Genomic DNA, 13,027 nt, shown 5'->3' with positions numbered 1-13,027 from the left:
GTATTAGCTCTCGCCGTCAAAGGCTCGTTGCAGTTCGGCGATATCGAGTTTTTTCATCTGCATCATCGCCTGCATGGCTCGTTGGGATTTTTTCGTGTCGGGGTCTTTGATCATGTCCATCATCGCAACGGGGACGATCTGCCACGACAGCCCGAACTTGTCCTTGAGCCAGCCGCATTGCTGGGCCTCGGGCGCGCCGCCGGCCGACAGGCGGCCCCAGTAATGGTCGACTTCTTCCTGGCTCTGGCAATTGACCTGAAACGAAACCGCTTCACTGAACGTGAACATCGGCCCGCCGTTGAGACCGGTGAAGCTCTGCCCGTCGAGTTCGAAGCTGACGGTCATGACCGAACCTTCGGGCCGGCCGTGGAATTCGAATCCGGCGTGGCCGTAATGGGTGATGGCGGTGATTTTCGAATGGTCGAAGATCGAGCAATAGAACTTTGCCGCCTCTTCGGCCTGATTGTCGAACCACAGGCAGGGCGTGAGTTTTTGTACACGTTGCATGGCGGGCACTCCTCGGCAGGTTATGCATGCTGGATTACAGCGTAGCCAGCCTGAGTTCGTTCGGCAGTACCGTAGATCGCCAAACACCCGTTTCAGGCCACGATCAGAACGCCCATCGGGTGGTCAGTTGTACGGCGCGCGGTTCGCCATAAAACCCGGTGCCAAAGTTGCCAAGCCCGGTGTAGTAGGTTTTATCGAACAGGTTCTTCACGTTCAGTGTGGTGCTCAGGTGCTCGTTGAAGCGATAGCGCGCCATCGCGTCCACCAGGGCGTAACCGGGCTGGGTGATCGTCGTGTACTGACCGAAGTTCACCGTATCGGCGGGGTCGGGACGGAACACATTGCCAAAGAATTCGCTTTGCCAGTTCACGCCTGCACCGACGGTGAGCCTGTCCCAGGGTCCAGGCAGGCGGTAGGTGCTGAATACTCGCGCCACCTGTTCCGGTGCAGTGGTTTGCAGCACCGAACCGTAGACGTAATCACCCTTGGCATCGCGGGTGTGGTTATAGGTGTAGCCGGCCGACAGGTTCCAGCCGTCCCGCAACTCGCCGGCCAGTTCGATCTCGAAGCCTTTGGTGGTGGCACCCTGGACGGCGCGGTACACCGACTCGGTATCAACGCCGCTGACATACTCGGCGATGTTGTCCTGTTCGATGCGGTACAGGGCGAACCTGGCGTTCAGGCGCCCGTCGAAGTATTCAGCCTTGATGCCCGCTTCAAGACTTTTGCCTTGTACCGGATCGAGCAGTCGCCGGTTGGCGTCCTTGCTCATTTGCGGCTGATAGATGCTGGTGTAGCTGGTGTACACCGACCAGGTGTCGTCGAAATCATAGACAAGCCCGGCATAAGGCGTGACGACACCGCTCTGGCGATAGCTGTCGCGCAGGTCGGCGGTGTGCGGGTCGCTGTAATCCAGGTCGTCGTGCCCCGAGAAGTCGCTGACACGCGTGCCGAGGATCAGCGCCAGGTCATCGACGGGCTTGAGCCGGGTGGCCAGGTAGGCACCGGTCTGGCGCTGGACAATGTCGTCGGTGCCCACCCGTGGGATCCCGGGTTTCGCAAACTCGCCGCGCCAGTCGAAGATGCTGCCGTCCACTGGCGGGTACACCGAACCGTATACCGGTATGTCCTGGCGCGTGCTCATTGACATGAAACCGACGATCAGTTCGTGATCGCCACCCCATAGGGTGAATGGACCGGTCAGGTTGACGTCGATGTTGTCCTGAACCTGATCACCCTCGAACTTGCCCATGTACATGAACATGCCGTTACCGCTGACCGGGTCCGGGTTGCCGCCACTGGCGGAGGCGAGGAAGGTATCGTGCTGGCGGTGTTTGCGGTCGTAACTGACCTTGAGTGCCCAATCGTTGACCAGTTGCTGCTGCACGGAGGCGAACACCGTCTGGTTGGTGAAGTCGCGACGGCTCCAGTCGGTGGCCGGGTTGAAGGACCGGGAGAAATCGGTGCGCGAGCCGTCGCTGTAGTACATCGGGAAACCGGTCCAGCTGGCGCCCCGGGAACGGGTGTCTTGCTGGTCGATACCGACGGTGACAAGGGTGTCCGGGGTCAAGTCGGCTTCGACAATGCCGTAGGCGATGTCCTTGGTGCTGCGGTAGTGATCGGTGTAGGCGCTGCGGTCCTGGTGGACCCCGACCAGACGCCCGCGGACATTTGCGCTGGCGCTCAGCGGGCCGGAAATATCGCCTTCGCTGCGATAGTTGTCCCAGGAGCCGACGGTGCCGGTGACCGAGGCTTTGAATACCGGGGTCGGGCGCTTGCGAATCAGATTGACGGTTGCCGAGGGATCACCCGCCCCGGTCATCAGGCCGGTCGCGCCTTTGATGATCTCAACGCGGTCGTAGGGTGCCATGTCGGTGCTCGAGGTGCCGTAGTCGTAGACACCGTCGTAGTCGGTATTGACGCCGTCGTACTGGAAATTGGTGATCGGCAAGCCACGACTGGAAAACTCCCAGCGTTCGCTGTCGTAGTTTTGCACGCTGATGCCAGGAGTGCGGCGCAGGACATCGACAATGCTGGTGGCCCCCTGATCGTCCATGAGTTGGCGGGTGATGACCGTGACCGATTGCGGCGTTTCGCGCAGGGACAGCGGCAGACCAGTGGCTGAAGACGTCGAGCCGACGGTGTAGGCGCGGGAGTCTTCGCTGATCGTCCCGGGTGCCTGCCCGGAAATGTTCGTCGCCCCCAGTTCCAGTGCATCTTGTGTCACGGCTGTGGCCTGCAGCACGTAGCTGCCGGTGCCCTGGCGTTGCGCTTGCAGGCCACTGCCTTGCAGCAGTCGTTGCAACGCTTGCTGCTGGCTGTAGACACCGTCAAGACCAGGGCTGCGTTTGCCGGCCGCGAGGTCATTGTGTCCGGCGAGAAAAATCCCGGCCTGTTCGGCAAAGCGGTTGAGGACGCTCACCAGCGATCCGGCAGCGATGGTGTAATGGCGTGCCTGGCTGCCGGGTTGTTCGCTGTTGACGAGGGGGGCGGCTTGAGTCCGCGACACGTCCAGGCCCGGCAAGACAACCGCCAGAGCCAGCATCAGCGGATGCAAGGCGAAGCGGGTGCGGGTAACGGTGGCGCGCGGCATGGGGTTCCCGGGAGTCGGATCAATCGGCAATCGAGGTACTTGAAGGGTTAACCGGACGAAAAAGGCAAAAGGGAACCGGCGCGACAGAAAAAACCTTCATCAGGCTTTTGGGCCGACGTTGACCCACCAGTCCAGCGGCTTCTGCACCCGTACCGGCAATGCCGCTTCCAGCAGGCGCAAGGCCTGATCGGTGTCCTTGAGCGGGAACGAACCCATGACCGCCAGCCCGGCCACCGTCGGGTCGCAGCCCAGATGCCCGTGACGGTATTGGCTCAACTCCTGGAGCAATTGGCCCAACGGCAGGTTGTCTGCCAGCAGCAGGCCACGGCGCCAGGCTTCACGAGTCGCCGTGGCGGCGGTCGGTGTCGGAATGTGGTTTTCGCTGAATGCCACTTGGCGTCCCGCTTCCACCACCTGAACCTGGCCTTGGGCAGTCCGGACTTCGACGGCGCCTTCGTAGACGTTGAGCAATGTCTGCCGATCCTCCTGGCGCACACTGAAGTGCGTGCCCAGCGCGCGCATCCGGCCCTGGGCGGTGTGCACCAGCAGCGGGCGGTGGCTGTCTTTGGCGGTGTCGATCAACACCTCCCCAAGCCGCAACAGCAGCAGTCGTTGTGTGCTGTCGAACCGAACATTCAGCGCGCTCAACGCATTGAGCCAGATCTGGCTGCCATCGCTGAGCCGGGTTTCGCGGGTTTCGCCGGTGCCGGTGGAGAGGTCGGCGCGCCAGCGAACCAGGGTGGGCGCCAGGGCGGTTTCCTCCCAGGCACTCCACCCCAGCAAACCTCCCGACACCAGAACCAGCAGACCCTTCACGGTGTGGCGGCGACTGATGGCGGCACGTTCGGTGTTGCGCAGTACATGGCTGACCGCTTGCGGATGATCGTTCTGCAAGGCGGCAAAGCGCTGGCCAACCCGCTCGACATAATGCCAGGCAGCCTGATGCTCGCTACTTTGCGTCAGCCAGGCTTGCCAATACTGGCGGTCTTGTTCCCCGGCCTGTTGGTCGTTGAGTTGGACATACCATTGCGCAGCTTGTTCGAGACTGGCATGGCTGATGGCGTTCGATGCGGTCTGTGTCATTGAATCAGCAGGCCATCGAGTTCTGCTTCGAGCATGGCGCAATGCATCAGTGCCTGGGCCAGGTACTTCTTCACCATGCGCTCACACACGCCGATTTCTTCGGCGATGGCGCGGTAGGGCAACCCCTGCAACTGGGCCAACACGAACGCATCACGTACCCGTTGGGGCAAGCGTTGCAACATGGCGTCCACTTCATACAGGGTTTCGACGATGATCGCCCGCTGCTCTGGCGAAGGGTGAACGGCTTGGGACTGCGCCGCGAGGGTGTCCAGCCAGGCCTGTTCAAGTTGCCGACGACGCCAGTGATCGATACACAAGCCTCGGGCGATGGTCGCCAGATACGAACGTTCGTGGGTTTCGCCGTCGAACACCTGAGGGCGCTTGAGCACACGGATGAAGGTGTCATGGGCCAGGTCGGCAGCATCAAACGCGTTGTTCAGACGCCGGCGCAGCAGCGCGTGCAACCAGCGGTGATGCGTGGCGTAGAGGGTCTGGACGCAGGAGGAATCGGCAACCGTCATCGTGAGCGCATGTCCATGGGCGGTTCGCGTCCTTGTGTAAATAAGAATTGATCGCGATTAAAGCAAATGGCCCATGTCTGTGCAAATGATATTGGTTTGCTTTTAGGTTGATTGAATCGTGTCTGGAGGACGTTGTTGTCGTAATGACTCTTGATGTTGTCATAAGGACAATGTCGGGGTTGAGTCAAATTGACTTCGTTGATCTGGAGGTGCCGGTTTACAAGGGCTCATGAGCTGGCACGGAACATGAAACATCAAACGTACAACTGAGCGGCTACAGGCGTACGGAAAATGTCCCATTTCTTCAGCAACCCTCAAAACGTTCTGCATCTCTCCAGTCGTGTACTCGGCGTTGGCCTGGTCATGTTTTTCGCCGGAGTCTACGGCGCCTATCTCTACGCAGGCCACCTGTCGATTGGCGCCCTGGTGTCGATGCACGCCATGACCATCCTCGGCCCGACCCTGCTGAAAATCGGCTATGTCATGCGGCTGCTGTCGCAGTACGGGCTGAGCCAAACTCCGGCCAGGGTGGTGGCGTGATGCGTGGAATCGCTGCTGCACCTGTTTTCTCCCTCGGCTTTCGCCCGTTTTTTCTGGCGGGTGCCGGGTTCGCGGCCATCGCGGTGGCGGTCTGGGCGTTGTGGTTGTACGGTCGACTCCCCGGCGCACAACCAATGGGTGGCATGCTCGCCTGGCATCGCCATGAAATGCCGTTCGGTTTTACCGCGGCCATTATTGCCGGGTTTCTGTTGACGGCGGTACCTAACTGGACCGGCCGGCCAGGGCTCAATGGGTGGCCGCTGATCGGGCTGGTGCTGGTATGGCTGATCGCTCGGCTGGCCTGGTTGATGCCGATGCCCGCCATCCTGTTGCTGGCCTTGCAAGTGCCCTTTCTGCCGCTGCTGGCGTGTGTGCTGGGACGGGATTTGATCGCCGCCGGCAAGCGGGAAAATTATCCGGTTTTACTGATGGTCACGTTGTTGGCAGGCTGTCAGGCGCTGACGTTGCTGGGTATTTTCAATGAAGACGTGAATCTGCAGCGGCATGGCGTGCTGGCCGCTTTGTGGCTGGTGGGCGCGCTGATGAGCGTGATCGGCGGGCGGGTGATTCCGTTCTTCATCCAGCGCGGCTTGAACCGTCCCGCAACGCCTGCGGCTCATCCGTTGCCGGGCAAGGTGTTGCTGATCAGCGCGATGCTGGCGGCGGTGTCTTTTGCCGCCGGTTTGAATGACGCCCCACGTGTGTGGCTGGCGCTGTTGTTTGCGTTGATCAGCGGTTTGCATCTGCTGCGATTGTGGCGCTGGCATGATCGCGGTCTGTGGCGCGTGCCGCTGCTGTGGTCGCTGTACCTGGCTTACACCTGGCTCGCGGTGGCGACGCTGGCCATGGCGCTGTGGCACCTGGGCTGGATGCCGCAGCAAAGCCTGGCCACCCATTCGCTGGCCGTCGGCGGCATCGGCGGGTTGGTTCTGGCGATGATCGCGCGGGTCAGCCTGGGGCACACCGGGCGCTTGTTGCAGCCGTCAAAGGCGATCGTTGCGGGGTTTACCCTGTTGTTGCTGGCGGGTGTGTCACGGGTGTTGCTGGTGCCTTATTCTGGGTGGGGATTGGGAATGTCGGCGCTGCTTTGGTGTATGGCATTCGGGCTGTTTCTGTCGCGTTACACCGGTATTTTGTTCAAATCGAGGGTGTAGGAGCGAAGCTTGCTCGCGACGGACGTCAACGATAACGCGCCCTGTCTGAATGACCGCGTTGTACTGACGTTTTTCGCGAGCAAGCTCGCTCCTACAGGTGACCGGTGGTCGATGCGCCTCGGCCTGCCGGCAAATTTGCGCTTAGCTGAAGGGTAACCCGAGGCGCGCGCAGGTTTTACAAGGCCGCAGCGACGCCCCTTCAGATCCCCCTGAGTCTGAGGAACCGCGCCATGCTGACCCTGAACATCAATGGCCAGGATCAGGAGCTGGATGTCCCCGCCGACATGCCGCTGCTCTGGGTCTTGCGCGATGTCGCCCACCTCACCGGCACCAAATTCGGCTGCGGCATCGCCCAATGCGGGGCCTGCACCGTGCACGTCGATGGCGCACCGCTGCGCTCGTGCATCACACCGGCCACGGCCGTGGCCCATGGGCAAAAGATTCTCACCATCGAAGGCCTTTCCGCGGATGGTTCGCACCCGGTCCAACAGGCCTGGGCGGAACTTGACGTGGTCCAGTGTGGCTACTGTCAGTCCGGGCAGATCATGTCGGCGGCCGCATTGCTGGCGAAAATTCCGAAACCGACCGACAGCGACATCGATCAGGCGCTGTCCGGGAACATCTGCCGTTGCGGCACTTACCCGAGGATCCGCGCGGCGGTCAAGCGCGCCGCCGAGCTGGGTTGAGGCCGGGTTGAAGGGAGCTTGCGCCATGAACAGCATCAACGCGTTATCGCGCCGTGGTTTTCTCAAGGGCAGTGCCATGCTGGGCGGCGGGCTGGTGGTCGCGTTCGCCATGCCCGGTGCCCACCGTTTCGCCATGGGCGCGGAAAACCAGGGCAACGTGTTTGCGCCCAATGCCTTCCTGCGTATTGGCAACGACAACAGTGTCACCGTATTGCTGGGGCACTCGGAAATGGGCCAGGGCATCTGGACTGGCCTGACCATGCTGATCGCCGAAGAACTGGACGCCGACTGGACGAAAATCCGCGTCGAGCATGCACCGGCTTCGGCCGCCGATTACGGCCTGCCTGGTTTTGGCGGGATGCAAATCACCGGCGGCTCGACCTCGACCTGGATGGAGTTCGACCGCTATCGCCAGGCCGGCGCGGCGGCGCGTTTGATGTTGATCGACGCAGCGGCCAAGCGTTTCAACGTCGCGCCGTCCGAGATTCATACCGAATCGGGGGTGGTCATGGCCGGTGAGCACCGTGCCACCTACGGCGAACTGGCCGATGAGGCCGGGCAATTGCCACGGCCAGACCCGGCCTCGATCAAACTCAAGGACGCAAAGGACTGGAAGCTGATCGGCAAACCCACCCAACGTCTGGACACTCCGGAAAAAATCACCGGCCGGGCGAAGTTCGGCATGGACGTGCAGTTTGACGGGCTGATGACTGCGATGGTTGCCCGTTCGCCCACCTTCGGCGGCAGCGTCAAATCCTTTGAAGGCGCCGAAGCGCTGGCGATTCCGGGTGTGCACAAAGTGGTGCAAGTGCCGACCGGAATCGCGGTGATTGCCGATCATTTTTGGGCGGCGAAGCTGGGGCGCGATGCGCTGAAAATCGAGTGGAATCCGGGGCCGAACGCCGGGCTCGACAGCCAGGCGTTGCTGGAGAACTTCCGCAAACTCGCCACCACCCAGGGCCTGAACGCAGGCCAGGCGGGGGATACCCAGGCTGCGCTGGCGAAAGCGGCCAAGAAGATCGACGTTGAATACAGTGTGCCTTATCTGGCCCACGCGCCGATGGAGCCACTGAACTGCACGGTGAGCATCACCAAGGACAAATGCGAAATCTGGACCGGCACCCAGTTCCAGACCCTGGACCAAATGGTCGCCGGGAAAATCACCGGGCTCAAACCCGAACAGGTGGTGATCCATACCGAGTTTCTCGGTGGCGGCTTTGGGCGTCGGGCCAATCCGACGTCGGATTTCGTCAGCGAAGCGGTGTATGTCGCCAAGGCTGCCGGTGCACCGGTGAAAACCGTGTGGGCGCGGGAGGACGACATCCGCGGCGGCTATTACCGCTCGGCGTTCCTGCACCATGCGCGTATCGGGCTCGGCGCTGACGGCCTGCCACTGGCCTGGAAGCATGTGATGGTCGGGCAGTCGATCATGGCCGGGACCTCGCTTGAAGCGAGCATGGTCAAGGACGGGATCGACAAGACCTCCGTCGAAGGCGTGGCGGACAGCCCCTACCTCGAAGGGTTGGCCAATCACCAGATTGAACTGCATTCACCGCAGACCGGCATCAGCGTGTTGTGGCTGCGTTCGGTGGGGCACACCCACACCGCGTTTGTCATGGAGTCGCTGATCGATGAACTGGCCACGGCGGCCGGCAAGGATCCGGTGGAATATCGGCGCACCTTGCTCAAGGACCATCCGCGCCATCTCGGTGTGCTGAACCTCGCGGTGCAGAAGGCCAACTGGACGGCGCCACTGGCGGACGGCCATGCCCTGGGTGTGGCGGTGCATGAGTCGTTCGGCAGCTACGTGGCCCAGGTGGCCGAGGTGTCCCAGGACAACCTTGCCATCCGCGTGCACCGGGTGGTGTGCGCGGTGGATTGCGGCATTGCGGTAAACCCCCAGAGCATCGCAGCGCAGATGGAGTCGTGCATTACCTTTGGCCTCAGCTTCGCCTTGCACAGCAAGCTGACACTCAAGGACGGGCAGGTGGTGCAGTCCAACTATCACGACTATCGGGTGCTGCGGCTCAACGAAATGCCGGTGGTCGAAGTGCATATCGTGCCCAGCCGCGACAAACCCGGTGGTATCGGCGAAGCCGGTGTGCCACCCATGGCGCCAGCGGTGGCCAACGCGGTGTTTGCCCTGACCGGGCAGCGCCTGCGGGAGCTGCCCTTGCAGCTGGCGGGGGTGTGAGATGAAACGACATCACTGGTTGCTTGGGGCGGTGATCCTGGTCTGTCTCATTGCCTACGCATCGCACGTGTTCGCCGATGACCGCGAGGCCTTGCAGGCGTTCGACACCGTGCAGAAGGTCTTCCAGAGCCCCCGTTGCCAGAACTGCCATATTCCTGGGGATTCGCCGCTGCAATTTGATGCCGGCGTGCCCCACGCCATGAATGTCGTGCGTGGCATGGACGGCAAGGGTTCGGCCGGGTTGCCCTGTGCAACCTGCCATGCGCAAAGCAATCCGCCGGCCAGTTACGGCCCCCACGCACCACCGGGTGCGCCGCACTGGAGTTTGCCACCGGCCGCGCACCGCATGGCCTGGATCGGCCTGCCAGCCGACCGGCTGTGCGCGATGATCAAGGATCGCTCCAGCAACGGCGATCGGGATTTTGCCGCGCTGATCAAGCACGTCAGCGACGACAAGCTGGTGCTGTGGGGCTGGAACCCAGGCGGCAATCGCGCGCCGGTGCCGGTGCCCCACGATACTTTCGTCGCCCAGTTCAAGCGCTGGGCCGATGCGGGAGGACCGTGCCCGGTGGCAGGTAGCTGACCAGCGGCACGCTTACAGGGAGTCAATGTGGGTACGGGCGACTCTAACGTACATACCCGCCAAGGGAGTGAACGATGTTGATCTCAGGCAAAACAGGTAAACCGGGCCAATCAGCCAACCCGTTGCTCACGCCACAGCAAGAACGTGAACGGTTGCGCGAACTGGCTCGCCAGGCCGAACAAGAACTGGCAGGGGTGCAGATGGCGAGCATGGACGAGCTGACGCTGCTGTCCAATCGCCATGGTTTCACCGCATTGGCCCAACTCGGGCTGGACGCCTGCCGACAACTGGAGACGCCGGCGACACTGCTGTACTTCAGCCTCGATGAATTCAAGCTCATCTGCTATCTGTATGGCCGGGCCAAAGGTGACGATGCGCTCAAGACGTTCGCCGATGTCCTGCGTATCGGCTTTCGTGAAAACGATGTGGTCGGCCGACTCGACGGCGACCGGTTTGTGGCGCTGCTGACCGGATCCAGTGCCGTTGAGATCGAGGCGATCAAGGTGCGACTCAATGAGATACTCGATGAGCGCAACGCCACGGCGCATCGCAGTTATGACATTCGGTTCAGCGTTACCCAGGTCGAATATAACCCCACTGTTCATGACTCAATCGAGGAACTGCTGGAGGAGGCCGAGCGTGTGATGAGCCGTTAGGGCGGTGTTGTATTAGCGGGCCTCTTCGCGAGCAGGCTCGCTCCCACAGGATTTATGAACGCCACAAATCGACTGTGGGAGCGAGCTTGCTCGCGATGGCGTCCCGACAGGCAACGCCTACTTGGCAAACAACTGCCCAATATCCTTGAACGCCTTGAACTCCAGCGCATTCCCGCAAGGATCAAACAGAAACATCGTCGCCTGCTCACCCACCAGCCCCTGAAAACGAATCCCCGGTTCGATCACGAAGCGTGTCTCCAGCGACTTCAGCCGCTCGGCCAGCGCCTCCCACTCGGCCATCCCGAGCACCACGCCAAAATGCGGCACCGGCACATCGTGACCATCCACGGCATTGGTGTGCGCGGCTTCTTGCGTGGGGTTTTTCGGTGCCAGGTGAATCACCAGTTGATGGCCGAAAAAATTGAAATCCACCCATTGATCGCTTGAGCGGCCTTCTTCCAGGCCAAACACTGAACCATAGAAATGTCGGGCGGCCGGCAAGTCGTAGACCGGAATGGCCAGGTGAAAAGGGGACAGTTGCATCAGGCGAACCTCGGTGTGGGTGGGAATGTGTCGAGTTTAGCCCTGTGCTTTTTGATTGAAAGACGATAATTTTTGCATCGAGCTCAAATTATTTCGATCAATCGAGGCCGCCATGCTGCGCGAACTGAAAACCTTTATCGCGGTGGCGCGTTACGGCACGTTCGCGGCAGCGGGCATGCACATCGGCCTGACGCAGTCGGCGGTCAGCGCGCAGATTCGCAACCTGGAACAAGCCCTTGGCATCCGTCTGTTCGACCGCACCGGCCGCCAGGCGCTGCTCAACGCGGCGGGGCAACGTGCGTTGCCGATGGCCAGGGAAATGCTCGAGACCTTCAGCCGCATGGCCGTCAGCGACGATGTCAGTGAGTACCGTGGCGAACTGAGAATCGGCGCAGTGGCGACTGCTCAGACCGGGCTGCTGCCCCAGGCGCTGCTGCGCTTGCGCCAACTGGCGCCCTTGCTGGAGCCCAAGCTGGTGCCCGGTGTGTCACTGAACCTGCTGAGTCAGGTCGACACAGGAGAAGTGGACCTGGCGATCCTGATCAAGCCGCCGTTTGAGTTGCCCAAGGAATTGTCTGCGCAGGTCATTCGCCGGGAACCGTTCGTGTTGATCGTACCGGCGGACCTGGACGGCGATGATCCGCTGCAACTGCTCGCCGAGCACCCTCATGTACGCTACGACCGCAATTCGTTTGGCGGGCGGCTGGTGACGCGGTTTCTGCGCGAACAGAAGATCGAGGTGCACGTGGCGCTGGAGCTGGATGAACTGGAGGCCATTGTCAAAATGGTCGAGTGTGGGTTGGGGGTTTCGTTGTTGCCGGAGGCGGGGCTGTGGCTGGAGCAAGGGGCGGGGGTGCGGATCGTCCCGCTGGGCGAACTGACCTTCCATCGGGAGATCGTGCTGTTGCAGCGCTATAGCCAGCGGATGCAGCCGATTCAGCAGTTGTTTGCCAAATGCCTGACGCCGATAGCTGACTGAACATGATCCCCTGTGGGAGCGAGCTTGCTCGCGATATCGGACTGACATTCACCATTGATGTCGACTGACAGGCCGTAATCGCGAGCAAGCTCGCTCCCACGGGGGGGCTGTGTTTGTCCGGGAAATCGCAGGCATAAAAAACCCGCCAAAAGCGGCGGGTTTTTTTGGCTGAGCGAAGATTACTCTTCGATGCTGCCCATGGCCGTGGTGTTGAAGCCACCGTCCACGTACATGATTTCACCGCTGATGCCGGACGCCAGGTCCGAGCACAGGAAGGCGCCGGCGTTGCCGACTTCTTCGATGGTGACGTTGCGGCGCAGCGGGGTTTGCGCTTCGTTGGCGGCCAGCATCTTGCGGAAGTTCTTGATGCCGGAAGCGGCGAGGGTGCGGATCGGACCTGCCGATACACAGTTGACGCGAGTACCGTCCGGGCCCAGGGAGCCGGCCAGGTAACGTACGCCAGCTTCCAGGGAAGCCTTGGCCATGCCCATGACGTTGTAGTTCGGCATGGTGCGCTCGGCGCCCAGGTACGACAGGGTCAGCAGGCTGCCGTTGCGGCCTTTCATCATTTCGCGGCCAGCCTTGGCCAGGGCCACGAAGCTGTAGGCGCTGATGTCGTGGGAGATGCGGAAACCTTCGCGGGTGGTGGCTTCGGTGAAGTCGCCGTCCAGTTGGTCGCCCGGGGCGAAGCCGACGGAGTGCACGATGCAGTCCAGGCCGTCCCACTTCTTGCTCAGCTCTTCGAAGACCTTGGCGATTTCTTCATCGCTGGCCACATCGCACGGGAAGCACAGCTCAGGGCTCGAACCCCAGCCTTGTGCGAACTCTTCGACACGACCCTTGAGTTTGTCGTTCTGATAAGTGAAGGCAAGCTCAGCGCCCTCGCGATGCATGGCGGCAGCGATGCCGGATGCGATGGACAGCTTGCTGGCGACACCGACGATCAGTACGCGCTTACCGGCGAGAAAACCCATGTGTTGCTCCTCTT

Annotated in this window: 13 protein-coding genes; 7 read left to right on the top strand and 6 right to left on the bottom strand. The window is 61.5% G+C overall.

Annotation, left to right across the window (positions count from 1 at the left end):
• Positions 1-3 precede the first annotated feature (3 nt).
• The 4 genes from PSJE_RS04170 to PSJE_RS04155 form a co-directional block, all read right to left on the bottom strand.
• Positions 4-507 (bottom strand): VOC family protein, encoded by a 504-nt coding sequence (locus tag PSJE_RS04170; protein ID WP_090455000.1) that lies wholly within the window; start codon positions 505-507, stop codon positions 4-6.
• Positions 508-610: 103 nt separating this feature from the next.
• Positions 611-3,100, bottom strand: a complete 2,490-nt coding sequence (locus tag PSJE_RS04165; RefSeq protein ID WP_090455001.1) for a TonB-dependent siderophore receptor — start codon at positions 3,098-3,100, stop codon at positions 611-613.
• Positions 3,101-3,199: 99 nt separating this feature from the next.
• Positions 3,200-4,183, bottom strand: coding sequence for a FecR domain-containing protein (locus PSJE_RS04160; RefSeq protein ID WP_090455002.1), 984 nt, complete (start codon positions 4,181-4,183; stop codon positions 3,200-3,202).
• Positions 4,180-4,704 (bottom strand): sigma-70 family RNA polymerase sigma factor, encoded by a 525-nt coding sequence (locus PSJE_RS04155; protein WP_090455003.1) that lies wholly within the window; start codon positions 4,702-4,704, stop codon positions 4,180-4,182. The genes PSJE_RS04160 and PSJE_RS04155 overlap by 4 nt, the downstream gene beginning before the upstream one ends.
• A 291-nt stretch (positions 4,705-4,995) precedes the next feature.
• Here PSJE_RS04155 and PSJE_RS04150 point away from each other — a divergent pair, with 291 nt between their 5' ends.
• The 6 genes from PSJE_RS04150 to PSJE_RS04125 all read left to right on the top strand — a co-directional run bounded on the left by PSJE_RS04150 (position 4,996) and on the right by PSJE_RS04125 (position 10,517).
• Positions 4,996-5,244, top strand: coding sequence for a hypothetical protein (locus PSJE_RS04150; protein ID WP_057715047.1), 249 nt, complete (start codon positions 4,996-4,998; stop codon positions 5,242-5,244).
• Positions 5,244-6,398, top strand: coding sequence for an NnrS family protein (locus PSJE_RS04145; protein ID WP_090455004.1), 1,155 nt, complete (start codon positions 5,244-5,246; stop codon positions 6,396-6,398). Before PSJE_RS04150 ends, PSJE_RS04145 begins: the two co-directional genes overlap by 1 nt.
• A 230-nt stretch (positions 6,399-6,628) precedes the next feature.
• The gene (locus tag PSJE_RS04140) at positions 6,629-7,084 is read left to right on the top strand and encodes a (2Fe-2S)-binding protein (RefSeq protein ID WP_057715045.1); all 456 of its coding nucleotides are present in this window, start codon (positions 6,629-6,631) and stop codon (positions 7,082-7,084) included.
• A 25-nt stretch (positions 7,085-7,109) separates the two neighbouring features.
• A complete protein-coding gene (locus PSJE_RS04135; RefSeq protein WP_090455005.1) occupies positions 7,110-9,278 on the top strand; it encodes a xanthine dehydrogenase family protein molybdopterin-binding subunit in 2,169 nt (722 codons plus the stop codon).
• A 1-nt stretch (position 9,279) separates the two neighbouring features.
• A complete protein-coding gene (locus PSJE_RS04130; protein ID WP_057715043.1) occupies positions 9,280-9,861 on the top strand; it encodes a hypothetical protein in 582 nt (193 codons plus the stop codon).
• Between the two features lie 74 nt (positions 9,862-9,935).
• Positions 9,936-10,517 carry a GGDEF domain-containing protein gene (locus tag PSJE_RS04125; RefSeq protein ID WP_090455006.1) on the top strand — a complete coding sequence of 194 codons (582 nt, stop codon included), beginning with the start codon at positions 9,936-9,938 and terminating at the stop codon, positions 10,515-10,517.
• 117 nt (positions 10,518-10,634) lie between these two features.
• Here PSJE_RS04125 and PSJE_RS04120 read toward each other — a convergent pair whose 3' ends face one another.
• Positions 10,635-11,060 (bottom strand): VOC family protein, encoded by a 426-nt coding sequence (locus PSJE_RS04120; RefSeq protein WP_057715041.1) that lies wholly within the window; start codon positions 11,058-11,060, stop codon positions 10,635-10,637.
• 112 nt (positions 11,061-11,172) lie between these two features.
• On the opposite strand from PSJE_RS04120, the gene PSJE_RS04115 reads away from it, so the two are divergent.
• Entirely contained in the window at positions 11,173-12,039 is an 867-nt protein-coding gene (locus tag PSJE_RS04115; RefSeq protein WP_090455007.1) for a LysR family transcriptional regulator, read from the top strand.
• A 179-nt stretch (positions 12,040-12,218) separates the two neighbouring features.
• Here the strand turns inward: PSJE_RS04115 and fabI are convergent, their stop codons facing one another.
• A complete protein-coding gene (fabI, locus tag PSJE_RS04110) occupies positions 12,219-13,013 on the bottom strand; it encodes an enoyl-ACP reductase FabI (protein ID WP_057715039.1) in 795 nt (264 codons plus the stop codon).
• Between the last annotated feature and the right edge of the window lie 14 nt (positions 13,014-13,027).

The sequence above is a fragment of the Pseudomonas jessenii genome (genome assembly GCF_002236115.1).
Lineage (GTDB): Bacteria > Pseudomonadota > Gammaproteobacteria > Pseudomonadales > Pseudomonadaceae > Aquipseudomonas > Aquipseudomonas jessenii.
Note: the sequence above shows the minus strand (reverse complement) of the source record. Positions and strands in the feature narration are given on the sequence as shown.

What these genes read in the sequence shown, in the direction of transcription:
- PSJE_RS04170 (WP_090455000.1), bottom strand. Translation starts at nt 507, where the DNA reads ATGCAACGTGTACAAAAACTCACGCCCTGCCTGTGGTTCGACAATCAG.
- PSJE_RS04165 (WP_090455001.1), bottom strand. Translation starts at nt 3,100, where the DNA reads ATGCCGCGCGCCACCGTTACCCGCACCCGCTTCGCCTTGCATCCGCTG.
- PSJE_RS04160 (WP_090455002.1), bottom strand. Translation starts at nt 4,183, where the DNA reads ATGACACAGACCGCATCGAACGCCATCAGCCATGCCAGTCTCGAACAA.
- PSJE_RS04155 (WP_090455003.1), bottom strand. Translation starts at nt 4,704, where the DNA reads ATGACGGTTGCCGATTCCTCCTGCGTCCAGACCCTCTACGCCACGCAT.
- PSJE_RS04150 (WP_057715047.1), top strand. Translation starts at nt 4,996, where the DNA reads ATGTCCCATTTCTTCAGCAACCCTCAAAACGTTCTGCATCTCTCCAGT.
- PSJE_RS04145 (WP_090455004.1), top strand. Translation starts at nt 5,244, where the DNA reads ATGCGTGGAATCGCTGCTGCACCTGTTTTCTCCCTCGGCTTTCGCCCG.
- PSJE_RS04140 (WP_057715045.1), top strand. Translation starts at nt 6,629, where the DNA reads ATGCTGACCCTGAACATCAATGGCCAGGATCAGGAGCTGGATGTCCCC.
- PSJE_RS04135 (WP_090455005.1), top strand. Translation starts at nt 7,110, where the DNA reads ATGAACAGCATCAACGCGTTATCGCGCCGTGGTTTTCTCAAGGGCAGT.
- PSJE_RS04130 (WP_057715043.1), top strand. Translation starts at nt 9,280, where the DNA reads ATGAAACGACATCACTGGTTGCTTGGGGCGGTGATCCTGGTCTGTCTC.
- PSJE_RS04125 (WP_090455006.1), top strand. Translation starts at nt 9,936, where the DNA reads ATGTTGATCTCAGGCAAAACAGGTAAACCGGGCCAATCAGCCAACCCG.
- PSJE_RS04120 (WP_057715041.1), bottom strand. Translation starts at nt 11,060, where the DNA reads ATGCAACTGTCCCCTTTTCACCTGGCCATTCCGGTCTACGACTTGCCG.
- PSJE_RS04115 (WP_090455007.1), top strand. Translation starts at nt 11,173, where the DNA reads ATGCTGCGCGAACTGAAAACCTTTATCGCGGTGGCGCGTTACGGCACG.
- fabI (WP_057715039.1), bottom strand. Translation starts at nt 13,013, where the DNA reads ATGGGTTTTCTCGCCGGTAAGCGCGTACTGATCGTCGGTGTCGCCAGC.